21 protein-coding genes are annotated in these 24,357 nt (G+C 72.2%); 14 read left to right on the top strand and 7 right to left on the bottom strand.

Annotation, left to right across the window (positions count from 1 at the left end):
* Window positions 1–181 precede the first annotated feature (181 nt).
* From AB0L21_RS02530 to AB0L21_RS02575, 10 genes are all read left to right on the top strand, one after another.
* A complete protein-coding gene (locus tag AB0L21_RS02530; protein WP_365699082.1) occupies window positions 182–595 on the top strand; it encodes a DUF3151 domain-containing protein in 414 nt (137 codons plus the stop codon).
* 7 nt (window positions 596–602) lie between these two features.
* Complete coding sequence (locus tag AB0L21_RS02535; RefSeq protein ID WP_365781784.1) at window positions 603–1,883, top strand: MFS transporter; 1,281 nt, start codon at window positions 603–605, stop codon at window positions 1,881–1,883.
* A 112-nt stretch (window positions 1,884–1,995) separates the two neighbouring features.
* Window positions 1,996–2,844 carry a tryptophan 2,3-dioxygenase family protein gene (locus AB0L21_RS02540; RefSeq protein ID WP_365781786.1) on the top strand — a complete coding sequence of 283 codons (849 nt, stop codon included), beginning with the start codon at window positions 1,996–1,998 and terminating at the stop codon, window positions 2,842–2,844.
* A complete protein-coding gene (gene kynU, locus AB0L21_RS02545; RefSeq protein WP_365781788.1) occupies window positions 2,837–4,048 on the top strand; it encodes a kynureninase in 1,212 nt (403 codons plus the stop codon). The genes AB0L21_RS02540 and kynU overlap by 8 nt, the downstream gene beginning before the upstream one ends.
* Window positions 4,049–4,399: 351 nt before the next feature.
* Window positions 4,400–5,299: an alpha/beta hydrolase gene (locus AB0L21_RS02550; RefSeq protein ID WP_365699086.1), complete on the top strand. Its 900-nt coding sequence runs from the start codon at window positions 4,400–4,402 to the stop codon at window positions 5,297–5,299.
* Between the two features lie 84 nt (window positions 5,300–5,383).
* Entirely contained in the window at window positions 5,384–6,736 is a 1,353-nt protein-coding gene (locus tag AB0L21_RS02555; RefSeq protein WP_365781790.1) for a histidine kinase, read from the top strand.
* A complete protein-coding gene (locus AB0L21_RS02560; RefSeq protein ID WP_365699088.1) occupies window positions 6,733–7,398 on the top strand; it encodes a response regulator transcription factor in 666 nt (221 codons plus the stop codon). The genes AB0L21_RS02555 and AB0L21_RS02560 overlap by 4 nt, the downstream gene beginning before the upstream one ends.
* A gap of 112 nt (window positions 7,399–7,510) precedes the next feature.
* On the top strand, window positions 7,511–12,229 hold the full coding sequence (locus AB0L21_RS02565) for an RHS repeat-associated core domain-containing protein (protein ID WP_365781792.1): 4,719 nt from the start codon (window positions 7,511–7,513) through the stop codon (window positions 12,227–12,229).
* A gap of 51 nt (window positions 12,230–12,280) precedes the next feature.
* Window positions 12,281–12,757, top strand: coding sequence for a hypothetical protein (locus tag AB0L21_RS02570; protein WP_365781794.1), 477 nt, complete (start codon window positions 12,281–12,283; stop codon window positions 12,755–12,757).
* Window positions 12,758–12,827: 70 nt separating this feature from the next.
* A complete protein-coding gene (locus AB0L21_RS02575; RefSeq protein WP_365699091.1) occupies window positions 12,828–14,048 on the top strand; it encodes a cytochrome P450 in 1,221 nt (406 codons plus the stop codon).
* Here AB0L21_RS02575 and AB0L21_RS02580 read toward each other — a convergent pair whose 3' ends face one another.
* Window positions 14,049–14,924, bottom strand: coding sequence for a diacylglycerol kinase (locus AB0L21_RS02580; RefSeq protein ID WP_365699092.1), 876 nt, complete (start codon window positions 14,922–14,924; stop codon window positions 14,049–14,051).
* Between the two features lie 197 nt (window positions 14,925–15,121).
* Between AB0L21_RS02580 and AB0L21_RS02585 the strand changes: the two genes are divergently transcribed.
* The gene (locus tag AB0L21_RS02585; RefSeq protein WP_365699093.1) at window positions 15,122–16,405 is read left to right on the top strand and encodes an adenylosuccinate synthase; all 1,284 of its coding nucleotides are present in this window, start codon (window positions 15,122–15,124) and stop codon (window positions 16,403–16,405) included.
* A 32-nt stretch (window positions 16,406–16,437) separates the two neighbouring features.
* Here the strand turns inward: AB0L21_RS02585 and AB0L21_RS02590 are convergent, their stop codons facing one another.
* Window positions 16,438–16,683, bottom strand: a complete 246-nt coding sequence (locus AB0L21_RS02590; RefSeq protein WP_365781796.1) for a DUF397 domain-containing protein — start codon at window positions 16,681–16,683, stop codon at window positions 16,438–16,440.
* Window positions 16,680–17,516 (bottom strand): helix-turn-helix transcriptional regulator, encoded by an 837-nt coding sequence (locus AB0L21_RS02595; protein WP_365781798.1) that lies wholly within the window; start codon window positions 17,514–17,516, stop codon window positions 16,680–16,682. The genes AB0L21_RS02590 and AB0L21_RS02595 overlap by 4 nt, the downstream gene beginning before the upstream one ends.
* Before the next feature lie 125 nt (window positions 17,517–17,641).
* On the opposite strand from AB0L21_RS02595, the gene AB0L21_RS02600 reads away from it, so the two are divergent.
* Entirely contained in the window at window positions 17,642–18,034 is a 393-nt protein-coding gene (locus AB0L21_RS02600) for a hypothetical protein (protein WP_365699096.1), read from the top strand.
* Here the strand turns inward: AB0L21_RS02600 and AB0L21_RS02605 are convergent.
* The 3 genes from AB0L21_RS02605 to AB0L21_RS02615 all read right to left on the bottom strand — a co-directional run bounded on the left by AB0L21_RS02605 (window position 18,027) and on the right by AB0L21_RS02615 (window position 20,976).
* Complete coding sequence (locus tag AB0L21_RS02605) at window positions 18,027–18,677, bottom strand: hypothetical protein (RefSeq protein WP_365699097.1); 651 nt, start codon at window positions 18,675–18,677, stop codon at window positions 18,027–18,029. The genes AB0L21_RS02600 and AB0L21_RS02605 overlap by 8 nt on opposite strands.
* Before the next feature lie 121 nt (window positions 18,678–18,798).
* Complete coding sequence (locus tag AB0L21_RS02610; protein ID WP_365699098.1) at window positions 18,799–19,494, bottom strand: GntR family transcriptional regulator; 696 nt, start codon at window positions 19,492–19,494, stop codon at window positions 18,799–18,801.
* Between the two features lie 126 nt (window positions 19,495–19,620).
* Complete coding sequence (locus AB0L21_RS02615) at window positions 19,621–20,976, bottom strand: aspartate aminotransferase family protein (protein WP_365699099.1); 1,356 nt, start codon at window positions 20,974–20,976, stop codon at window positions 19,621–19,623.
* A 159-nt stretch (window positions 20,977–21,135) separates the two neighbouring features.
* Here AB0L21_RS02615 and AB0L21_RS02620 point away from each other — a divergent pair, with 159 nt between their 5' ends.
* A complete protein-coding gene (locus AB0L21_RS02620) occupies window positions 21,136–22,959 on the top strand; it encodes a serine/threonine-protein kinase (protein ID WP_365781800.1) in 1,824 nt (607 codons plus the stop codon).
* A gap of 30 nt (window positions 22,960–22,989) precedes the next feature.
* Here AB0L21_RS02620 and AB0L21_RS02625 read toward each other — a convergent pair whose 3' ends face one another.
* Window positions 22,990–23,739, bottom strand: a complete 750-nt coding sequence (locus tag AB0L21_RS02625) for an SLATT domain-containing protein (protein ID WP_365699101.1) — start codon at window positions 23,737–23,739, stop codon at window positions 22,990–22,992.
* A 264-nt stretch (window positions 23,740–24,003) separates the two neighbouring features.
* On the opposite strand from AB0L21_RS02625, the gene AB0L21_RS02630 reads away from it, so the two are divergent.
* On the top strand, window positions 24,004–24,348 hold the full coding sequence (locus tag AB0L21_RS02630; RefSeq protein ID WP_014673986.1) for a YbaB/EbfC family nucleoid-associated protein: 345 nt from the start codon (window positions 24,004–24,006) through the stop codon (window positions 24,346–24,348).
* The last annotated feature ends 9 nt before the right edge of the window (window positions 24,349–24,357 follow it).

Below are 24,357 nucleotides of genomic sequence, written 5' to 3' on the forward strand. Positions count from 1 at the left end.
GCGGAGTTCCCCGCGGCCCTTGGGGGGTGCTCGGCTGGGTGTGGGTAGGCGTGGGGTGCAGCCGGTGTGGGTGTTCGGCCGCGGGCCGGCGGGGGCTGGTCGCGGAGTTGCTCGCGGCCCTCGGGGGGTGCTCGTGCCCCGCGTCGAGCAGGCCGCCCTGCCCGTGCGTCAAACTGAAGCCATGACGATTCACGAGAACCTGCTCGGCGGTCCGCCCCCCACCCACCTCCCCGACGACCCGGCGCCCCGCGAGGCTCTGGCGAACGGCACCGCGCCGGCGGACGTCGCCGCCAAGTACCCCACCTCCTCCCTCGCCTGGGCCCAGCTGGCCGACGAGGCGTTCGAGCGGGGCTCGGTCGTGGAGTCGTACGCCTACGCCCGTACGGGCTACCACCGTGGCCTGGACGCCCTGCGCCGCAGCGGCTGGAAGGGTCACGGCCCGGTGCCGTGGGAGCACGAGCCGAACCGTGGCTTCCTGCGCGCCCTGCACGCCCTCGCCCGCGCCGCCCAGGCGATCGGCGAGCAGGACGAGTACGAGCGCTGCACGCAGTTCCTGAAGGACTCCTCGCCGACGGCGGCCCAGACCCTGGGCTGACCCGCAGGTGGCGCACGAGTCCGCCCTGGCCCCGCGCCGCGACGCCTCTTCCGGGGCGCTCAGGCCGGGGCTCATGGGGCTGTCGCGGGACTTCTGGCTGCTGTGGACCGCGGCGGCGGTCTCCGGGCTCGGTGACGGGCTGGAGCTGAGCGCGTTCCCCCTGCTGGCCACGTACTGGACCCGTGACCCGGTGCTCGTCTCCGCGGCCGCCGCCGCCGTGCAGGCGCCCTGGCTGTTCCTGGGGCTGCTGGTGGGCGGGCTGGTCGACCGCTGGGACCGCAGGAAGGTGCTGCTGATCGCCGACAGCTGCCGCGCGCTGCTCGTGGCGGCCCTGGCGGCGGCGGTGGCGTTCGGCGTGGGGAACATCTGGCTGCTGCTGGTCGTGCTGTTCGCCCTGGGGTCGGCGCAGATCTTCTTCGACACGGCCGTGCAGGCGGTGATCCCCGCCGTGGCCGGGACCGGCTCGCTGGTCCGTGCCAACAGCCTTCTCCAGGGCGGTTCGACCGTGCTCGTCCAGTTCGTGGGGCCGGCCGCGGGTGCCGCCCTGTTCGCGGTCGCACGCTGGCTGCCGGCCGGTATCGACGCGGTCAGTTACCTGCTGGGGGTGGCCCTGCTGGCGGGTGTCCGAGGCCGCTTCCGCCCGGCGCGGACGTCCACGCCGGAGGGGACCCCGTCCTTGCGGCACAGCGTCGCCGAGGGGCTGCGCTGGCTGCGCGACGACCGGGTGGTCCGGGTGCTCGCCCTGGCGACGGTCCTGCTGGGCACGGGGAGCGCGGCCGCCTGGGGTGTCATGGTCCTGTTCGCCCAGCACCAGTGGCACCTCGACGGCGCGGGCTACGGGCTGCTGCTGACCGCGAGTGCCGTGGGCAGCGTCATGGGCTCCCTGGTCGCTGCCCCGCTGTCCCGGCGGCTGTCCCACCGGCTGCTGCTGGCCGGTTCCGCCGCCGGTTCGGCGACGGCCTTCGGCCTGCTCACGGTCTGCCGCCCGGCCGCGCTCGCCGCGGCCCTGCTGGCCGTCAACGGGCTGATGGTGGTGGTGTGGAACGTGGTCACGGTCTCCGAACGGCAGGCCCGTGTCCCGGACGCGCTCACCGGTCGGGTGACCGCCGCGTACCGGGTCCTCGCCTGGGGCAGCATGCCGGCCGGCGGGGTCCTGGGCGGCGCGCTGGCCTCCTCGCTCGGTCTGCGCGCGGCCCTGTCGGCGGCGGCCCTGCTGCTCGCCCTGGCCGCCCTGCTGGTCGTCGCCGGACGCGCGCCCCTCGGCGGCGGCGCCCGGCATGAGACCTGATCGGCCTTGCCGTATCAGGGGTGATTGCGGAGGATTCCGTATGGGGACCGGGGCCCCCGTGCCGGCATCGGCAGGGGCGGACCGCTACCCGGAGCAACAACAGGAGACAGCGATGTCCCAACAGGCTCACCCCCCTTACGAGGCCGCTGAGCCCGAGACCCCGAATCTCGATTTCGCGGGGACGACGCCGTACGAGGACTACGTCAAGGCGGACGTCCTCACCCACCTCCAGCACACCCTCTCCGACGACCCCGGAGAGATGGTCTTCCTGGTGACCACCCAGGTCATGGAGCTGTGGTTCACGGTCATCGTGCACGAGTGGGAGACGGCCGCGCAGGCCCTCCGCGCGGACGACGTGCCGACCGCGCTCGCCGCGCTGAAGCGTTCGGTGCGGGAGCTGGAGGCCCTGAACGCCTCCTGGAAGCCGCTCGGCCAGCTGACCCCGGCGCAGTTCAACTCCTACCGCGGCGCGCTCGGCGAGGGCTCCGGCTTCCAGTCGGCGATGTACCGGCGCCTGGAGTTCCTGCTCGGCGAGAAGTCCGCGTCCATGCTCGTACCGCACCGCGGCGCCCCGCGCGTCCACGCGGAACTGGAGAAGGCGCTGCACGAGCCCAGCCTGTACGACGAGGTGGTACGGCTCCTCGCGCGCCGCGGCCACGCGATCCCCGACTCCGTGCTGCACCGCGACGTCTCCCGGCGCTACGAGCCCTCCGACGCCGTCGAGGCGGCCTGGACGGAGATCTACTCCGGCGACCAGAACGCCGAACTCGCCCGCCTCGGGGAGGCGTTGAGCGACGTGGCCGAACTGGTCTGGCGCTGGCGCAGCGACCACCTGGTCGCCACCCGGCGCGCGATGGGCGCCAAGGCGGGCACGGGCGGCTCCGCCGGTGTGGCCTGGCTGGAGAAGCGCGCCCGCAAGAACGTGTTCCCCGAGCTGTGGACGGCGAGGTCCCATGTCTGAGCTGTCCCTGCTCGCGAAGGAGCTGGACGAGGCCGACGAACTGGCGTGTCTGCGCGACCGTTTCGTCCTCGACACCGCGTCCGATGACGCGGCTGCCTCCGCGGGGGTCTACCTGGACGGCAACTCCCTCGGCGCCCTGCCCGCGCACGTCCCCGACCGGGTCGCGGACGTCGTCCGCCGCCAGTGGGGCGAACTGCGCATCCGCTCCTGGGAGGAGAGCGGCTGGTGGACGGCGCCCGAGCGGGTCGGCGACCGGATCGCCCCGCTGGTCGGCGCGGCGCCCGGCCAGATCGTCGTCGGCGACTCCACCAGCGTCAACGTCTTCAAGGCGCTGGTCGCCGCGATCCGCATGGCGGACGACGGCCGCGACGAACTCCTGGTGGACGCGACGACCTTCCCCACCGACGGCTACATCGCCGAGTCGGCGGCCCGGCTGACCGGCCGCACCCTGCGCGCGGTGACCCCGGCCGAGGTGCCGTCCGCGCTGGGCGACCGCACGGCCGCCGTGCTGCTCAACCACGTCGACTACCGCACCGGCCGGCTGCACGACCTCCCGGCGCTCACCGCCGCGGTCCACGCCTGCGGCGCCCTCGCGGTCTGGGACCTGTGCCACAGCGCGGGCGCGCTGCCGGTGGGCCTGGACGAGCACGGAGTGGACCTCGCGGTCGGCTGCACCTACAAGTACCTGAACGGGGGCCCGGGTTCACCGGCGTACCTGTACGTGCGCCGGGAGCTGCAGGACCGCTTCGACTCCCCGCTGCCCGGCTGGAACTCCCACGCCGAGCCGTTCGGCATGAGCCCGTCGTACACCCCGGCGGCGGGTGCGGTGCGCGGCCGGGTCGGCACCCCGGACATCCTCTCCCTGCTGGCGCTGGAGGCCGCCCTCGACGTCTGGGACGGGGTGTCCGTCGACGCCGTCCGCGCCAAGTCCCTGGCGCTGACGGACTTCTTCCTGCGGTGCGTGGACGAGTACACCGAGCCGGGCCGGGTGGAGTGCGTGACCCCCGAGCGGCACGCGGAGCGGGGCAGCCAGATCGCCCTGCGCTGCCCGGACGCGGGCGAGGTGATGAAACGCCTGATCGCCCGGGGCGTGGTGGGCGACTTCCGCCACCCCGACGTCCTCCGCTTCGGCTTCACCCCGCTGTACGTGGGCTTCCGGGACGTGGAGCGGGCGGCCCGGGTCCTGGGGGAGGAGCTGGCATAGGGCGGGCGCGGTGGGGCGGGGCCGCCGGCGCTCGAGCCCGGTTTCCCCGGCCCCCGCACCGCGCCTCCGAGGGCCCCGCACCGGGCCTCCGGAGGGCCCCGCACCGGGCGTGCGACTGCCCCCGCACCGCGCCTCCGGAGGGCCCCGCACCGGGCGTGCGACGGCCCCCGCACCGCGCCTCGCACGGCCCGGAGGACCGGGCGGCCTCACCGTGCGTGACATCCCCGTGTCCCCGCACGTCACCGGCCTGGTACCGTCCCCGCCAACGGCCGATTTCCCACCTGGTCCGCCACACCTTCCCCCAGTGCCGAAAGCCTGGGAGGTACCCCATCGTCGCTGAGAGGTTGGAGCATGCCGGACGACGCCGCCGCAGCCCGCGCCGCCGCCGAAGAGGAGTCGGCCTTCTCGCACTCCCCGGTCGACCCCGACGTCACCGCCGCGTACGGTGCCCACCCCGACCAGGTGATCGACTTCTACGCTCCCCGCCCCGGCCCGGACTCCGCCGCTCCCGGCGCCCTCGCCCCGCTGGTCGTCGTCCTGCACGGCGGCGCCTGGCGCGCCCGCTACGACCGCCGCCACATCACCCCCTTCGCGGACCACCTGGCCCGCAGGGGCTTCGCGGTGGCCAACGTCGAGTACAGACGCGGCGGCGAGGACTCAGCCGGTACCCCGGACGACGGCACGCCGCCGGCCGGCCGCTGGCCCGACACCTTCGACGACATCGCGGCGGCCCTGGACGCCCTGCCCGCCCTGGTCCGTGAGGCGCTGCCGCAGGCGGACCCGCGCCGTACGGTCCTGACCGGCCACTCGGCGGGCGGGCACCTGGCGCTGTGGGCGGCGGCCCGGCATGTCCTTCCCCCGGACGCGCCGTGGCGCACCGACGGCCCGGCCGATCTGCGGGGCGTCGTCGCCCTCGCGCCCATCGCGGACTTCGAGGTGGCGGAGAAACTGGAGGTCTGCGCGCACGCGTCCCTCCAACTCCTGGGCGGTACGGACGCGTTCGCCGGACGCCGCCCGTACGCGGACCCGGTGCTGCTCCTGCCGACGGGCATCGCCACGACCCTCGTCCAGGGCCGCACCGACCTGGTCGTACCGCAGCCGGTGGCCGAGTCCTACGCGGAGGCCGCGGCGAAGGCGGGCGAGATGGTCGGCCTGACCCTCCTGGAGGACGTGGGCCACTTCCCCCTGATCGACCCGGCGGCGGACGCCTGCGCGGTGGTGGCGGAGGAGATCGCCCAGCTTGCCTGGTGATACCCGTAGTACTTGAGACGGACCCCCGAGGACCCCTCTCCAAGGGGACGACCGGGAGGCCGGGCCACGCCTACCGTGTGGCAGGTGACCGAGACGACGCACACGCAGACGACACCGCCGGGCGCGGCCGGCAGGCCGCGCAGCCCTGAGTTCCGGCTGGCCGCGGACGCCCTGCGCGGGCTGCGGCAGGACCTGTTCCACGAGGCCTTCGCCTACCGGCCGCTGCCCCGCATGGCGGTGGACGGCCGCCTCACCCGCCACCTGTCCGAGCGGACGCGGGCCCGCGCGGCCTGGACCCCGCACGCGGTGGTGGTGGCCGGCGGGCTCGTGGCGATGCTCGCCGGCATGGCGGGTACCGACGCCGGCGCGCAGTCCCTGCTGTGCGGGCTGCTCGCCCTGGCCCCGGTGCTGCTGACCCTGGTGCGTCCGGTCGGCGCGTTCTGGCTGTCGTTCGCGGCGGCGGCGGCCACGTCCGCCCTGGGCAGCGACTGGGGCAGCTGGCCGTGGCTGCCGGGCAGCCTGGTCTCGCATCTGCTGGTGCTCACGGTCGTGGCGATCCGGACCCGCCCGCGCACGGCGGCCTGGATGTGGCTGCTGACCGCGCTGTACGGCTTCTGGGCCGAGACCGTCTTCGGTTACGGGCGCTACGACACCGACACCGCCCCCATGCTGGTGCTGTCCGCGCTGGCCCTGCTGGTCGTCACGGTGCGGCACATCCGCCGGGAGGCCGAGCAGGAGGTGACCGCCCAGCAGTCGGTGACCGAGCACGAGCGTTCGCGGCGCACCCTGCTGGAGGAGCGCACGACGATCGCCCGGGAGCTGCACGACGTGGTCGCCCACCACATGTCGGTGGTCGCCATCCAGGCGGAGGCCGCGCCGTACCGGGTGGAGAACCCGCCCCCGGAGCTGGAGAAGGCGTTCGCGACCATCCGGGAGAACGCGGTGGCGGCGCTGACCGAGCTGCGCCGGGTCCTCGGGGTGGTCCGTGCCGAGGACTACGAGGCCCCGGACGCCCCGCAGCCCACCCTGGCCGATCTGGACGGGCTGCTCGCGAATGTGCGGGAGGCCGGTCTGGAGGTGGAGAAGGCGGTGACCGGCGCGGTGCGGGAATTGCCGCAGGGGGTGGAGCTGTCGGCGTACCGCATCGTGCAGGAGGCGCTGAGCAACACCCTGCGTCACGCGCCGGGCGCGCGTGCCCGCGTCGAGATCGGCTATGTCCTGGGCGGGCTGGGTCTGCGGATAGTCAACGGCCCGGTCCCGGCGCCGAATCTGGTGAAGCCCTCGCCCGGGGCCGGGCACGGCATCACGGGGATGCGGGAGCGGGTCTCGATGCTGAACGGCGAGATGACGGCGGCCCCCACGGACGAGGGGGGCTACGAGGTGGCGGTGTTCCTGCCGGTGCCGGCGGCGGCCCCTGCGATCGAGGACGGGGCATGACGATCCGTGTACTGATCGCGGACGACCAGATGATGGTCCGCGAGGGATTCTCGGTGCTGCTGAACGCCATGCCGGGCATCGAGGTCGTCGGTGAGGCGGTCAACGGCCGCCAGGCGGTGGACCGGGTCCGTGAGCTGTCCCCGGACGTCGTCCTGATGGACATCCGCATGCCGGAGCTGAACGGCATCGAGGCGACCCGGGAGATCGTCGCGGCCGACGAGACGGCGAAGGTGCTGGTGCTGACCACGTTCGACCTGGACGAGTACGTGTACCAGGCGCTGCGCGCGGGAGCTTCCGGCTTTCTCCTCAAGGACGCCTCCGCACGCCAGCTGGCCGACGGGGTGCGGGTGGTGGCGGCCGGCGAGGCCCTGCTGGCCCCTTCGGTCACCAGGCGCCTGATCACGGAGTTCTCCCGCCTGGCGGACACGCCCCGCCTGATGCCGGCGGCCCAGGCGGCGTACGGGGAACTGACGGAACGGGAGACGGAGGTACTGATCCTGATCGCCCAGGGCCTGTCGAACGCGGAGATCGCCGGGCGTCTGGTGGTGGCGGAGTCGACGATCAAGACGCATGTGAGCCGGATCCTGGTGAAGCTGGGCCTGCGCGACCGCACCCAGGCGGCGGTGTTCGCGTACGAGGCGCGGCTGGTGACGCCCGGCTGACCGTCTGTCATGTCACGTGCGGGGCCGCCCTGTTGCCGACTAGTGTTCGAAGGTGTATGCATGCGGATCGCATGTGCGAACGGCTTCGAGGTGACGGGAAGGCACACGGGGGATGGGCTACGTTCTGCCCGGATGGGCCGACGAGATCCTGGACTTCATCGGGATCAACTGGCCGAACGTCGATGAGGACGACTACCGCGAAATGGCGGACGCCATGCGGGACTTCGCGGACAAGTTCGAGGGTCATGGCGGTGACGCGCATCTGGCGGTGTCCCGGATCCTGTCCTCATCGGAGGGATGGGCCGTCGACGCGATGGAGAAGCACTGGTCGCACGTCAAGGCGGGGCATCTGGAGAAGGTCCCGGAGATAGCCCGGTTGTTCGCGGACGCGTGCGATGTGGTCGCGGACGTCATCTTCGGGATGAAGACCAAGGCCGAGATCGAACTCGGTGCGATGGCCGCCTCGTTGGGCATTTCGGTGGGTCTGGCCGTCGTCACCGGTGGTCTGTCGGCGGTCATCGGGGCGGCCGAGACCGCGGCGATGCGCCAGGCGGTCAAACGGATCATCGACGAGGCCGCAGACCGGATCGTGGACGAGCTGGTGGCGCGGGTGACCGAGCCGGTCAACGCCAAGCTGGAGGCCATGGTCGAGGACATGGTCTTCGACCTGGTGGACGGCGCCTTCTCGCTGCCTCCCGGGCCGGGCGAGGGTCAACAGGACGGCTCCGGCGGTTCGGGCGGGCCCGGCGGCAGGCACGGCGGCGGCATGCAGCTGGCCTCGGCCGGCGGCGGCGGAGGCGGGGCCGGGGCCGGCAAGCGGACCGTCATCGACCACGTCGAGTTCGAGGACGGCGCCGGCAAGGTCTCCTTCCACGGCGGCGAGCTGCACCGGGCGGGCTCGGGCTCGCTGGTGAAGGCCAGGGGCGCCTTCGGCCGTACGCACGGCAGGGACCCCTTCACCAAGGCCTTCGACTCGGTCCTGGACGGCGCTTTGAAGGGCACGGAGAAGGCCCTGTCCAAGATCGCCAAGCATGTCACGGAGACCATCCCGGACCGGGTGAAGGCCACCTCCCGCCTGCACAAGGGCATCGATCTCGGCGTCCGTGACCGGGTCAACGCCATCGACGGCGGCAAGAAGGGCGGCGACGGCGCCGGCGGCGGCCACGGGCGGGGCGGCGGACCGGGCCGCAAGCGCCCCGCGTCGCTGCGCACGGCACTGGACAGCGTCCGCGAGAAGGCGATCGCCCTGGGACAGCGCCGCTGCAAGACCGACCCGGTCGACCTGGCGAGCGGCGAGATGGTGCTCTCCCAGACGGACCTCGCACTGCCCGGTGTGCTGCCGCTGGTGGTGTGGCGCACCCACATATCCGGATACGGGTACGGGCACTGCTTCGGCCCCAGCTGGGCCTCCACCCTGGACGAGCGGCTGGAACCGGCCGGCACCGGCGCGGTCTGGGCCCGCCCCGACGGGTCCCTGCTCGTCTATCCGCACCTGCCGCACGAGGCGGGCGAGGAGGTGCTGCCGGTGGAGGGCGAGCGGATCGCCCTCACCTTCGTGGAGCGATCGGCGCTCGGCGAGGTCACGTACGCCACGATCGACGTCCGTTCCGGTGTGACCCGCCGCTTCACCGGCAGCCCGTACTCCTCGGGCGGGCTGTACTGGCTGACGGACATCGAGGACCGCAACGGCAACGGCGTGCGGTTCGTCCGCGACGACGACGGCCTGCCCACGGTGCTCGTCCACGAGGGCGGCTACCGGGTGCGCGTCATCCGGGACACGGATCCGGCCCGGGTCACGGCCCTCGACCTTCAGACCCCCGAGGGCCCGGTCCGGGTCGCCTCGTTCACGTACGACGGGGCCCATGACCTGGTGGGCGTGTCGGGCTCCCGGGGCGTGCCGCTGCGGTTCACCTACGACGACGAGCACCGCGTCACCTCGTGGACCGACCGCAACGGCCACACCTACCGCTACGTGTACGACGCGGCCGGCCGGGTGGTGGAGACGATCGGCCCCGACGGCGCGCTCTCCTCGCGCTTCGCCTACGACACCGCCGCCCGGGAGACCCGCTTCACCGACTCCACCGGCGCGGTCACCGTCACCCGCTTCAACCAGCTCCGCCAGACGCTCAGCGAGACCGACCCGCTCGGCAACACCGTGCACTTCGAGTGGGACCGTCACGACAACCTGCTGTCCCGCACCGACGAGCTGGGTCAGACCTCCCGGTTCACGTACGACGACGCCGGCAACCTCGTCACCGTCCACTACCCGGACGGGCGCCGGGCCTCGACCACGTACAACGCGCTGCACCTGCCGGAGACGACGACCGGACCGGACGGCACCGTGTGGCGCAACGTGTTCGACGAGCGGGGCAACCGCACCGCGGTCGTCGCACCGGACGGCACCGCGACCACGTTCACCCACCACGCGACGGGCGCGGTGGCCACGGTCACGTTCCCGACCGGCGAGACGGAGACCCGCACCCACGACGAGGCGGGCCTGACCCTCTCCGTCACCGACCCGCGGGGCGCCACCTACACGGTGCGCCGGGACGCCTTCGGCCGGCCGTACGAGTCGGTCGACCCGGCGGGTTCCGTGACCCGCCTGGAGTGGACGGCGGACGGCTGGCTGACCCGGCGCACCGCACCGGACGGGGCCACGGAGTCGTGGACGTACGACGAAGAGGGCAACTGCCTCACGCACACCGACCCGCTCGGCGGTGTGACCCGCTTCGAGTACACCTGGTTCGACCTGCTCGCCGCCCGCACGGGCAAGGACGGGGCGCGGTACGAGTTCACGTACGACACGGAGCTGCGGATCAGCACGGTCCGCAACCCGCAGGGAAAGGTGTGGAGTTACCGGTACGGTCCCTGCGGCCTCACCGACTCCGAGACCGACTTCGACGGACGTACCACGGGCTACGAGTACGACGCCGCGGGCCGCCTCGTCGCCCGGACGACGCCGCTCGGGCAGCGCATCGCCTTCACCTTCGACGCGGTGGGCAACGTGCTGGCGAAGGACGCGGACGGCGTGGTCACCCGCTACACCTACGACGACGCCGACCGGCTCGTCACCGCCGTCTCCCCGGCCTCCTCGCTCACCCTGGAACGCGACGCCCTGGGCCGTCTGCTGGCGGAGACCGTCGACGGGCGCAGCATGCGGTTCGGCTACGACCGGCACGGCGAACTGGTCTCCCGCACGACACCGACCGGGGCCACGACGTCGTACTCCTACGACAACGCGGGCAACCGGGTGCGCGTGGACCTCGCCGGCCACACGGTCGGCTTCACCCACGACCTGCTGGGCCGCGAGACCCGGCGCACGGTCGGCCCCGGGCCGGCTCCCGTGACGCTCACCTCCCGGTGGGACGTGACCGGCCGCCTCACGGCCCGCTCGCTGACCACGCCCCGCGGCACGCTCCGGGACCGCTCCTACGGCTACCGGGCCGACGGTTTCCTGACGGACGTCACGGACCGGCAGGACGGCCTGGACTGGCACGTCGACCTCGACCCCGTGGGGCGTCCGCTCGGCGTCACCGCGGGCGACTGGTCGGAGCGCTACGCCTATGACGCCGTCGGCAACCAGACGGACGCCCACTGGCCCGACCGGGCCCCGCACTCCGGGAGCCGTGGCACGCGGGTCTACGACGGGACCCGGCTGCTCGGCGGGGACGGGGTGCGCTACGAGTACGACGGCGCGGGACGCGTCGTGCTGCGCCAGAAGCGGCGCCTGTCCCGCAAGCCCGACACCTGGCGGTACACCTGGGACGCGGAGGACCGCCTGGTCTCCTGCACCACCCCCGACGGCACCGTGTGGCGTTACACGTACGACGCGCTGGGCCGTCGCACCGCCAAGCACCGCATGCGCCGCGACGGGCAGGGCGTCGCGGCCACGGTCCGCTTCGCCTGGGACGGAACCCAGCTGGCCGAGGAGACCGACACGGCCACCGGCGTGACGCTGACCTGGGAGTACGAAGGGCCGCAGCCGATGGCCCAGTTGGAGCGCCGCCTGCCGGCCGACGCCGGCCGGCGCGAGGTGGACAGCCGGTTCTTCGCCATCGTCACCGACCTCATCGGCACCCCGACCGAACTCGTGGACGAGCGGGGCGACGTCGCCTGGTACAAGCGCTCCACGGTCTGGGGCATCACGGCCCGCAACCGCGACGCCCGGGCCCATACGCCGCTGCGCTTCCCCGGCCAGTACGCCGACCCGGAGACGGGCCTGCACTACAACCTGAACCGCCACTACGACCCCGAGACGGCCCGCTACGTCTCGGCTGACCCCCTGGGGCTGGTGCCCGCACCGAACCCGGCCGCGTACGTCGTCAACCCCCACACCTGGATGGACCCCGAGGGCCTGGTCGCCAAGGGGTGCACGCAGATCGGTGGCTGGTACGGCGGACTGCTGCCGGCGAACCGGAGGGCGGACGGAACGCAGTATCCGCAGAGCATGGAGGTCAACCACATCCCTCCGAAGGACGCCTGGCGCAACATCACCGACCCGGGCTTCTACCGTGCGGGAAAGCCGCACAAGAAGCAGAAGGTCAACAACGGTCCGGCGATCCGGATGGAGTACGACGACCATCGTGACCTCTACAGCACGGGCAGTGACCTCCAGGCGCAGGCCTGGCGGACCTGGCAGCGGGAGCTGGTGAACCAGGGGCGCATCACCGAGGCGATGCGGATGGACATCGACGACATCAAGCGCAGGTTCCCGGGCAAGTACGACCAGCACATCGAGGACATGGTCAACAGCCTGAAGGACAACAAGCCCTTCCAGGAGATGCTGACGAAACGGGGATGGACCGTCGACGTGAACGAGCTACTACGGTGATCCGGTAGTGGTGATCCGGTAGTACTGACCATCGACGGGAAAGGAGCACCCATGGATGTCGAGATCCGGCCGCACGCCGGCGTCGGGCCGTTCCGGTTCGGTATGCCGTTCGACGAGGCGATGGAGATCGCCCCGACGCTGGGCCGTGTCAGCCACCGGCCGGGAGCCGAGCGGCCCCCGGGCAAGTACGTCGTGAACTTCGACGACTCCGCGTTCCAGTACGTCCTGTCCTTCCCCGAGGGCGGCACGCTCACCGCCGTCGAGCTGTGGCGCTTCCGCGACGAGGCGGCCGACATCACCGTCACGTTCGACGAGCTGGACGTCTTCCGTACTCCGGGCGAAGAGCTGGTGGAGCAGCTGGAGGAGCGTGGCCACACCGTCTCGTACGACGACGACCTGGGCATCCACGCCCTGCCCGAGCTGAAGATGTCCTTCGCCAACAACAGCTCGTTCGAGTACCCCGTGGACGAGGAGGGGGACCCGCTGTACTTCGACTACGTCCTGGTCAGCACAGAGCCCGTCGTGTGAGCCGTGAAGGTCTGAACCGTGCGGGCAGCCCCCCCTGGTCAGGCGTCGCCCGGCGCGCTAGCGTCCCCGCATGGCAGGCTCCACCGACCTCGCGTTCGATCCCTGGGACCCGGCGTTCGTCGCCGACCCGTACCCGGCCTACGCGGAGCTGCGGGCCCGCGGCCGGGTGATCCGGTACGAGCCGACCGACCAGTGGCTGGTCCCGCACCACGCGGACGTCTCGGCGCTGCTGCGGGACCGCCGGCTGGGCCGGACGTACCAGCACCGGTTCAGCCACGAGGAGTTCGGCCGTACCCCGCCCCCGCCGGAGCACGAGCCGTTCCACATCCTCAACGACCACGGCATGCTCGACCTGGAGCCGCCGGACCACACCCGGATCCGGCGTCTGGTGTCGAAGGCGTTCACGCCGCGCACGGTGGAGCGGCTGCGGCCGTACGTCGACGGGCTGGCGAACGACCTGGTGGCCGCCCTGGCCGGCAACGGCGGCGGTGATCTGCTCACGGACGTGGCGGAGCCGCTGCCGGTGGCCGTGATCGCCGAGATGCTGGGCATTCCGGAGGGGGACCGGGGGCAGCTGCGCCCCTGGTCGGCGGACATCTGCGGCATGTACGAGCTGAACCCGTCCGAGGAGACGGCGGCGCGGGCGGTGCGGGCGTCGGTGGAGTTCTCGGACTGCCTGCGGGAGCTGATCGCGGCCCGCCGCGAGGACCCGGGCGAGGACCTGATCTCGGGGCTGATCGCGGCCCACGACGAGGGGGACCGCCTCACGGAGCAGGAGATGATCTCCACGGCGGTGCTGCTCCTCAACGCGGGCCACGAGGCGACGGTCAACGCCACGGTGAACGGCTGGTGGGCGCTGTTCCGCAACCCGGACCAGCTGGCGGCCCTCCGCGCGGACCACTCCCTGATCCCGTCCGCGGTCGAGGAGCTGATGCGCTACGACACCCCGCTCCAGCTCTTCGAACGCTGGGTCCTGGACGACATCGAGATCGACGGCACGACGATCCCGAGGGGCTCCGAGATCGCCATGCTCTTCGGTTCCGCCAACCACGACCCGGCGGTCTTCACCGACCCCGCCCGCCTGGACCTCACCCGCGAGGACAACCCGCACATCTCCTTCAGCGCGGGCATCCACTACTGCATCGGCGCCCCCCTGGCCCGCATGGAACTGGCGGCCTCCATGACAGCCCTCCTCACCCAGGCCCCGACCCTGACCCTGGCGAAGGACCCGAACCGGAAACCGAACTTTGTGATCCGGGGTCTGGAGGGGCTGAGCGTGGAGCTGCGCTGATCACTGGTGCCCGCCCGAGGGAACGCCCGCGGGCACATCGAGAGAAGGGGTACGGGGGAGCGTGAGCGCCCACGCGCCCTCCAGCACCCGCCACGTCCGCCGCCGTACCGGACCCGAGACCGCCGCGTCCGCCCGGTAGCGGAAGTCCGCTCCCGTGACCGTCACGGTGTGGCCGGAGGCCAGGAGCGGGGTCGCCTCCGCGCCCACCGACAGGGGCCGCACCTCCACCGAGGCCGTCCCGGTCCGGCCCGGGGTCACCGACACCGCCTCGACCGGCTGGTCCAGGTCGACCACCGTCTCCCCGTCCACCTCCACGCGCAGCCGGGTCGCGCGCGGGGACGGTACGGCGGACAGGCGGACAGGGCGGGGGGCGAGGGTGCGGGCCAGCGAGCGGTACCAGGGCCGTTCCGAGGCGACCGGATCCGGTTCGGCGGCGGCCGGCCGTGTCGGCGGTATGCCCAGCGTGCCGAGCACGACCCCGTCGCTGTCGTCCACCAGCAGGTCCAGGCGCCGCTCGGCGCCGTCCAGGACCGCGCGCGCCGCCGCCACCGTCCCGCCGGGCACTCCGAGCGACTCGGCGAGCGCCGCGTCCCCCACCGGGACCACCGACAGCGCACATCCGGCCAGCTCCCGCTGCCGGTGCAGCAGGGTGACGGCCCGCACCAGCGCCCGGTCGTCACCGATCACGACCGGCCGCCGGGACCCCCTTCGGCCGAGCGCGCGGGCGAATTCCTCCGGCCCGTCGGGCAGGCACACCTTCGCCGCCGCACCCGCGCTGAGCACGTCTTTCGCGATCCGAACGGACTCTCCGTCCGCCTGCCGTGCCGCCGGATCGATGATCACCAGCAGCTGATCGGACGTCGCGAAAGTCGCCACCTCGGTCCTGCCTCGCTTCCTCGGGTAGCATCTTTGTGCAAGAGCCCCTTGCGCTATTGCGCCAGGGGCTTCGTCTATTCCGGGGCATCCGGTCCGACGGTTGTGCGACCAACGGCGGTCGCAGTGGTACGCGGCGGTGAACCTTACGCCCAAGCCCCCGACCTTGGACATGCCCCGCCCGGAAGGGGTGTACGCGCGTGCCCGCACTTGTGCTGCTCGGTGCTCAGTGGGGTGACGAAGGCAAGGGAAAGGCGACGGACCTGCTCGGTGGCTCCGTCGACTATGTGGTGCGATACCAGGGCGGCAACAACGCCGGCCACACGGTCGTCGTGGGCGACCAGAAGTACGCGCTTCACCTCCTCCCTTCCGGAATCCTGTCGCCCGGCTGTACGCCGGTCATCGGTAACGGTGTCGTCGTCGACCCGTCGGTCCTGCTCTCCGAGCTGAGCGGTCTGAACGAGCGTGGCGTCGACACGTCAAAGCTCCTGATCAGCGGTAACGCGCACATCATCACGCCGTACAACGTGACCGTCGACAAGGTGACGGAACGCTTCCTCGGCAAGCGCAAGATCGGCACGACCGGGCGCGGCATCGGCCCGACCTACGCCGACAAGATCAACCGCGTGGGCATCCGGGTCCAGGACCTCTACGACGAGTCGATCCTGACCCAGAAGGTCGAGGCGGCCCTCGACGTCAAGAACCAGATCCTCACCAAGCTCTACAACCGGCGCGCGATCGCCGTGGGCCAGGTGGTGGAGGAGCTGCTGGGCTACGCCGAGCAGATCGAGCCGTACGTCGCCGACACGGTCCTGGTCCTCAACCAGGCCCTGGAGGACGACAAGGTCGTGCTCTTCGAGGGCGGTCAGGGCACGCTGCTGGACATCGACCACGGCACGTACCCGTTCGTCACGTCCAGCAACCCGACGGCCGGCGGCGCCTGCACCGGTGCCGGCGTGGGCCCGACGAAGATCAGCCGGGTCATCGGCATCCTCAAGGCCTACACGACCCGCGTCGGCGCGGGCCCGTTCCCGACCGAGCTGTTCGACGAGGACGGCGAGGCCCTGCGCCGCATCGGCGGCGAGCGCGGTGTCACCACCGGCCGTGACCGCCGCTGCGGCTGGTTCGACGCGGTCATCGCCCGCTACGCGACCCGCGTCAACGGCCTGACCGACTTCTTCCTCACCAAGCTGGACGTCCTCACCGGCTGGGAGCAGATCCCGGTCTGCGTGGCCTACGAGATCGACGGCAAGCGCGTGGAGGAACTGCCGTACTCCCAGACCGACTTCCACCACGCGAAGCCGGTCTACGAGATGCTGCCGGGCTGGAGCGAGGACATCAGCAAGGCGAAGTCCTTCTCCGACCTCCCGAAGAACGCCCAGAACTACGTCAAGGCGCTGGAGGAGATGTCCGGAGCGCCGATCTCCGCGATCGGCGTGGGCCCGGGCCGCGACGAGACGATCGAGATCAACTCGTTCCTCTAGACCGCCGCCGCACGGCCCTCACTGCACGGCCCTCACTTCGCGGTGTGGCCCAGGAACGCCGACCAGGCGTCCGGGTTGACCGAGAGGTGGGGGCCGTCGGGCGTCTTGGAGTCGCGGATGTGGATGGTGGCGGGGCAGGAGGCGACCTCCACGCAGTTGCCGCCGCCGCTGTCGCTGTACGAGGACTTGCGCCAGGTGTACGCGGTTTCCACGCAGTTACCGCCGCCGTCGTCGCTGTAGCTGGACTTGAACCACCGAGGGGTTCCGGTGCCGGTCATTGCTTCTCCCCTGCCAACCGTTCGATGAGGCTGATCGAGTCGTCCGGACTCAGAGCCTGTGCCCGGATCTTCGCATAGCGGTGGGCGAGTTGGGACACCTCCGGCGGGTCGCTGACCAGAATGCCCTGGTCCTCGATCTCCATGTAGACGACGTGTTCATGGTCCTTGGTCACGACGAGCTTCATGGAGCCCCGAGCGCCTGCATAAGTGCCCCGTAGTCCCCGCTCCAGCGGAAGCACCTGAAGGCAGACGTTGTCCCGTTGCGCGTCCTCGATGAGCGAGCGCAGCTGTCCCCGGAGGATCTCCCAGGACCCGAACGGCCGCCGCAGCACGCTCTCTTCGAGGATCAGCTCGATCATCGGGGCGGGATCGCGGTCGAAGAGGGCCCTGCGAGCCAGCCGCGCTTCGACCAACTCCTCGCGCTTCTGTTCGGAGACCGGCGGATAGCCGCCGCCGATCAACGCCCGCGCATACTCCTCCGTCTGGAACAACCCGTCCACGACCAGCGTCTCGTAGGAGCTGATCGTGATCGCCCCCGCCTCCATCTCCGAGAACCCCCTGAACCGCGCCGGGTACTTCTCCAGGAGCATCCACCTGCGGGCCTTCTGGAAGATTCCCAGGCCGCCGCCGATCTCCTCCTCCAGACCCACCAGCATCTTGTCGCTCGCCGGCTGCGCGCACGTCTCCATCGCGCTGATCGCCGACGCCGTGTACCCGAGTCGTTTGCCCAGCTCCTCCTGTGTGAGGCCGAGCTGCTCCCGCAGCGCCTTCGCCAGGGCGGCCACCAGATGCGCCGTACCGCCCGCTTCCACCTTGTTCTCTGCCCGCGCCATTGCGGTCACCCCCGGACTCAACCGAACTCAACCGGTCATCGGCACTCCACGTCGACTCCAGACCGTTTAGGGAAGTGGACGCAGAGTTATGGAAGAAGGTAGCGCCCGGCACTGACACTGACGGCATGAATACGCAAAGTCACCTGTCGGTGGAGTGGATTCCCGCCACCGGCATCCATCTCCGCAAGGCAGGGGTCCAATTCGACGCCGTACGGCTGGACGACGGCCACGGCCGGGACGTCGCCGACCGGCTCGCGGGGCTCACCGGGGGCGATCCGGGGCCCGTCATCGAGTCCTCCAGCGGGCGCCGGTGCGTGTACTTCCTCGTCGCGCCCGGGAGTACCGCGCACCACCCCTGGCCGGATCATGTGACCCGGCTGACCAGCGGCCCGTACCGGGTCAGCTTCATCCCCGTCCCGGCGCTGGACGGGCCCACGTGGCCGCTCGGGTGGCGTTACCGGCCCACGGCGCCGGACCGGTTCGTGCACACCCTGCTGCTGCGGACCGTGCTCAGCTGAAGACGATCATCGAGCCCTGTGCCAGCGAGCGGGTCGCCGCCGCGTGCAGGCCCAGCCAGACGTGCCGTTCGCGGGCGAAGGGGCTGGGGTCGTACGGGGCCGGAACGGCCGGCTCCTCCAGCTCCGTCGGGGCCGTGGGCGGGGCGGGGGGAGCCGGGGGGTTCGCCGGGTCGATGCCGATGGTCGGGGCGACGTGCTGGAGTTCCCGCAGCAGCGTCTGCGAGGAGCCCAACGGACCGCCACCCGCGAGGAGTTCGTCGTTCGACAGCGGGTGCGGGAAGTCCACGGGGACGTACGCGCCCGCGTGGTCGTAGTGCCAGACCAGGTGGGACTGCTGGGCGGTCGACTCGAACATCTCCAGCAACTGCTCGTAGTCGCCGCCCAGTTCGTCCACCGGGGTCACCGGCAGTCCGCAGACCTGGAGCAGGTAGGCCCGGCGCAGGAAGTGCAGGGCGTCGTAGTCGAAACCGGCGACCGGGGCGACGTCACCGGACAGGCCCGGCATGTACTGGTACACCGGCACCGGCGGCAGGCCGGCCTCGGCGAGAGCCTTGTCGTACTGCGCGAGTTCCTCGGCGAAGGGGTTGTCCGGGGTGTGGCACAACACGTCCACGAGCGGTACCAGCCACAGGTCACAGGCCAAAAGAGGGCTCCTACATCGGCAGGCGCGCGGTCACGCACGGCAGCAGGTGGTCAGGGAAGGGTAGTCGGTACGGCCCCGGGACGGCTCCCCTCGTACGGACCGGACGGGCCGTACCGGTCACTTACCCGTTGGTCAGGTGTTCCAGCAGTGCCAGCGAGTCGGCGTTGGAGGCGGCCACGATCGCGCGGGCCGTGTCGGCCTCGCGCCGGGCGAGCGCGTCGACCAGCTCGGTGTGCCCGGACCAGAGCCGGCCGCGCAGGTCGGGCAGGCGCAGCAGGTGCTGCACCGCGCAGACCCAGGACTGCACGCGCAGACGGTGCAGGAAGTCGCCGAGGTAGGGGTTGCCGAAGAGGGCGCTCAGCTCGCGCCAGAAGCGCAGGTCGTAGCCGATGAGGACCGTGAGGTCGCCGGCGCTCGCGGCCCGCTGGGCCTCCTCGCCGCGGCGGCGCACGGTGGCCAGGGCGGTGGCCGTGCGGGGGTCCTCGGGCGGGGTGCGGAAGGCGGGGTGGCCGGCGGTGAGGGCCTGGAACATGCCGTCGGTGACCAGGCTGCGCGCCTCGATCATGTTCCGGTAGTCGGTGACCGAGTACTCGGGCACGCGGAAGCCGCGGTGCTGGTCGGCCTCCAGGATGCCCTGCGCGGACAGGTCGACCAGCGCCTCGCGGACGGGGGTGGCGGAGACGCCGTACTGGTCGGCTATCTCCTTCACGGTGAACGCCCGGCCCGGGCGCAGCCGCCCCGCCAGCACCTCGTCACGGAGCGCGTCCGCGATCTGCTGGCGCAGGGTGCTGCGCGTCACGGTGCCGTTGCCGGGCATGTCCGTGCCTCTCCTCACACGTCCGGGTGACGTACTCGTACGGACTCGCGGTCTACGCGAGTCGCTGTTACTTACGAGCACGTCACCTTACGCGTTCGGACCCGCCCGGCGGCAGGCACGGTACGGTCACACCGTGTGTTCGTCGGCGACGCTCAACGCGGCGTCGAGCGCGGCCAGACCCTCCTTCAGCTCGGCCTCGCTCGCGTTGCACGGCGGGACGACGTGGGTGCGGTTCATGTTCACGAACGGCCACAGGCCGTGCCGCTTGGCGGCGGCCGTGAACGCGGCCATCGGAGCGTTCGCCTCGCCGGCCGCGTTGTACGGCACCAGCGGCTCACGGGTCTCCCGGTTCTTCACCAGGTCCAGCGCCCAGAACATGCCGGCACCGCGCACCTCGCCGACGCTCGGGTGCCGCTTCGCCAGCTCGGCGAGGCCGGGTCCGACGACACTCTCGCCGAGCCGCTTGGCGTTCTCCACCACGCCCTCCTCCGCCATCACGTTGATCGTGGCGACGGCGGCGGCGCAGGCCAGCGGGTGGCCGGAGTAGGTGAGGCCGCCGGGGTAGGGGCGCTTGCCGAAGGTCTCGGCGATCTTCTGCGAGATGGCGACACCGCCGAGCGGGACGTAACCGGAGTTCACGCCCTTGGCGAAGGTCATCAGGTCCGGGACGACACCGAACAGGTCGGCCGCGAACCACTCGCCGGTCCGGCCGAAGCCGGCCATGACCTCGTCCAGGACGAAGACGATGCCGTACTTGTCGCACAGCTCGCGCACCCCGGCCAGATAGCCGGGCGGCGGCACCATGATCCCGGCGGTGCCCGGAACGGTCTCCAGGATGATCGCCGCGATGGTCGCCGGGCCCTCGAACGCGATCGTCGTCTCCAGGTGCTCCAGCGCCCGGGCGCACTCCTGCTCCTCGGTCTCGGCGTAGAAGCGGGAGCGGTACAGGAACGGCGCCCAGAAGTGGACGACACCGGCGGCGGCGCCGTCGGAGGCCCAGCGGCGCGGATCACCGGTGATGTTGACGGCCTGCTGGGTGCCGCCGTGGTACGAGCGGTAGGCCGAGAGCACCTTGGGACGGCCCGTGTGCAGCCGGGCCATGCGCACCGCGTGCTCGACGGCGTCCGCGCCGCCGTTGGTGAAGAAGATCTTGTCCAGGTCGCCGGGGGTCCGCTCGGCGATCAGCCGGGCCGCCTCCGAGCGGGCCTCGACGGCGAACGCGGGCGCGAAGGTCGTCAGCCGCGCGGCCTGCTCCTGGATCGCCGCGACGACCTTCGGGTGCTGGTAGCCGATGTTGGTGAAGACGAGCCCGCTGGTGAAGTCCAGGTACCGCGTGCCGTCGTAGTCCCAGAAGTACGACCCCTCGGCGCCGGCGACGGCGAGCGGGTCGATGAGGTCCTGGGCGGACCAGGAGTGGAAGACGTGCGCACGGTCCGCGGCCTTCACCGCGGCGCCGGCTTCGGGGCTGGGCTGAGGGGTCATGCGGCCGAGCGTAGAGGTCCGCGATGCGGGAGGCCTATCGGCGTCTTGTTCCGTGGGCGGGGGCAAAGCGCGACAGGTTGTCGACGGGGGAGGGGCCCCTCGTCGTACCACCGCACTATTCTCGGTCGTCGCAGACCTATGGGGGGAAGGCGGACGCGGATGGAGAAGCTGGGGCCGGGGGATCCGCAGCTGATCGGTGCTTGTCGGCTGCTGGCGCGGCTCGGCGCCGGCGGCATGGGGCAGGTGTATCTGGCGCGGTCGGACCGGGGACGGACCGTCGCCGTGAAGCTCGTCCGGGAGGAACTGGCCGCGCAGGAGGAGTTCCGGGCGCGGTTCCGGCAGGAGGTGCGGGCCGCGCGCCGGGTCGGCGGGTACTGGACCGCGCCCGTGCTGGACGCGGACACCGAGGCGGCCGTGCCGTGGGTGGCGACCGGATACGTGGCCGGGCCGAGCCTCCAGCAGGTCGTCGGACACGACCACGGGGCACTGCCCGAGCGGTCGGTACGGATCCTGGCCGCCGGGCTCGCGCACGCGCTGAAGGACATCCACGCGGCCGGGATCGTGCACCGGGACCTCAAGCCGTCCAACGTGCTCGTGACCATCGACGGGCCCCGCGTGATCGACTTCGGGATCGCCCGGGCGCGGGAGACGGCGACCGCCGGCGGAGAAGGGCTCACCCGGGCCGGGGCGCTCGTCGGGTCGCCGGGGTTCATGGCGCCCGAGCAGGTGCGCGGCGACCGGATCACGCCGGCGTGCGACGTGTTCTGCCTCGGGTCCGTGCTGGCGTACGCGGCGACCGGGACGTCGCCCTTCGGCGACGCCGACAGCGGCGCGCACGCGCTCATGTTCCGGATCGCGCAGGAGGAGCCGGATCTCACCGGGGTGCCGGAGGGGATCGCCGACCTCGTCCGGGACTGCCTGCGCAAGGAGCCGGGGGCCCGCCCTTCGCTGGACGCGATCCTGGAGCGGACGGGGGTGGAGGACACCGTGGCCGAGGGGCGGTCCCGGGACCCTTGGCTGCCGAGTTCGCTGGTCGCGCAGCTGGGCAGGCACGCGGTGCGGTTGCTGGAGGTCGAGAACCCGGAGGGTGGTGCGGGTGGGGGGCCCGAGCATGCCGCCGTCCTTGACGGCGGGGACGCCGGGAGCGTCGACCACCTGCCCACCGTGGTCTCCGCCCAGGCTCCGCCGCCGCCCGGTGCGCCGCCCGCGTCCGCCGGGTTCGGACCGGCGTACGGGGTGCCGCAGCCGCAGCCGTCGTACCCGCCGCCGCAGCCGTATCCGCAGCAGCCCTACGCGCAGCCGCATCCGCCGCACTCCCAGCCCGTCGGCTACGGGTATCCGCCGCCCGGGTCCACCCCGCCGTACGGGCCGCCCACCGTCGGCGTCCCAGTGGCGCCCGAACGGCGCGGCGGGCGGTCCACCGCGCTGCTCGTCGTGGTCGCGCTGGTCGTCGCGCTGGGCGCGGGCGGATCGGTGTACGCGCTGATGAGGAACGGCGGCGGGACGGACGACAAGGGCGGCGGCACGGTCACCCCGGCACCCACCGTCACCTCCGGCCCGCCGGACGACTCCGGCACACCCTCCCCGTCCGGGACGGAGGAGCCGTCCCCCTCCGCCTCCACCGCCGGCGCGGTACCGGACGCCTATCTGGGCACCTGGCGGACGACCATCGACAACGCGGGCGGCGCCAACACCCGCGAACTGACCATCCGGCAGGGCGAGGTGGGCGACACCGTGCTGACGCTGGTCGCGGACGGGCCGACCGAGGGCGGTGGGTCGTACCACTGCGTCTTCGAGGCGGAGCTGGCCGAACAGCCCGGTGGCGACGGGCCGTTGGAGATCGGGCCGTCCACCGTGACCAGCGGCGAGCCCGCCTCCTCCTGCACCCCGGGCGAAGCCACCGAGGTCACCCTGCTGCCGGACGGACGGCTGAAGCGGGCGAAGACGAGCGGCGGGGAGAGCCTCACCTACAGCAAGGAGTGACTTCGGTCATACGGCGCCCCTCCGGACCGCTCACCGCGGCTCCGGTGGCCGCTGCCGGGGCATGTTCGGGCGGCTGCCGTTCGCCGGTGGCAAGGGGAAGCGGGCACTCGGGCCCCCGGCCTCCTGGCGCGGCACCGTCGCCACCGCCGTCTGGATGCCCAGCGGCGCGGACCCCGTGCGGAACTCCACCATCCAGTCGGTCGTCTCCGTGCGCACCAGCTCCGTGACGTCCTCCGAGAACCGCCGCAGCACCGACAGGCACCGCTCGGCCGCCTCGCTCGCCGTACCCTCCGCCGGCCCCAGCACCTCCCGCACGCACTCCGACGCCCAGTCGAACTGCAACGCCTGGAGCCGCCGGTGCACCGCCTGGGCCGTGGCCACGTCCCTTATCCAGCCGGACGTGACCCCGAAGAACCGGTCGATGCCGACGCAGGACACCGCGAACAGCAACGCCAGACAGCCCCAGGGCGCCACCCCGGCGGCCACCCCGGTCAGATCCAGCAGCGGCAGCGCCGCCCCGGCCACGGCCCCGGCCATCGCCCCGACCCGCAGCACGCGCGCCCCGCGCCGCTTCCACACCCGGTCCCGCAGATACCAGGCGGCCGTCTCCAGCGCCCGGCGCTCCACCCACCGGTACAACTCGTCCAGCCGCTCGGCGGGTTCGCCCCAGTCCCCGAGCGGGAAGGCCCGCCCGGTCAGATCGCCCGGCCGCAGCCCGGCCGCACCCTCGCCCGGCCCGTCCTGAGGCGGACCCTCGGGCTGCATCTCCGGCTGACCCACCCGGCACTCCCTACTGAACACGACCGGTCACGTCGCGTGACGTACCCTGCCGACACGCGGCCACCTTCCTACCGCCCAACGGGTGGCGGAGAGGGGGCTTTCCCGGCTTTTCCGCTCGTAAGAGGGCCTTGATCAGGTATAGGACTCACGTTGTTCTCACCCGAAAGAGTGGCGGAGCAGTGGCCGCGTGGACCACGTAGGCTCATTCACGACGGAGAAAAACGTCGGAGGAAGAACGTCGGAGAAGACGGCGAGGAGCTGATCGTGATCCCCGGTGGTGGCCAGCCCAACATGCAGCAGTTGCTCCAGCAGGCCCAGAAGATGCAGCAGGACCTGCAGCGGGCGCAGGAGGAACTGGCGAACACGGAGGTCGACGGACAGGCGGGCGGCGGTCTGGTGAAGGCCACCGTCACCGGCGCCGGTGAGCTGCGGGCGCTGAAGATCGACCCGAAGGCGGTGGACCCGGAGGACACCGAGACCCTCGCCGACCTGATCGTGGCGGCCGTACAGGCGGCCAACGAGAACGCGCAGGCGCTCCAGCAGCAGAAGCTCGGCCCGCTGGCCCAGGGGCTGGGCGGCGGCAGCGGCATCCCGGGCCTGCCGTTCTGACGCCTCCGC

Origin of the sequence: Streptomyces sp. NPDC052721, assembly GCF_040678315.1 — a bacterium.
GTDB lineage: Bacteria > Actinomycetota > Actinomycetes > Streptomycetales > Streptomycetaceae > Streptomyces.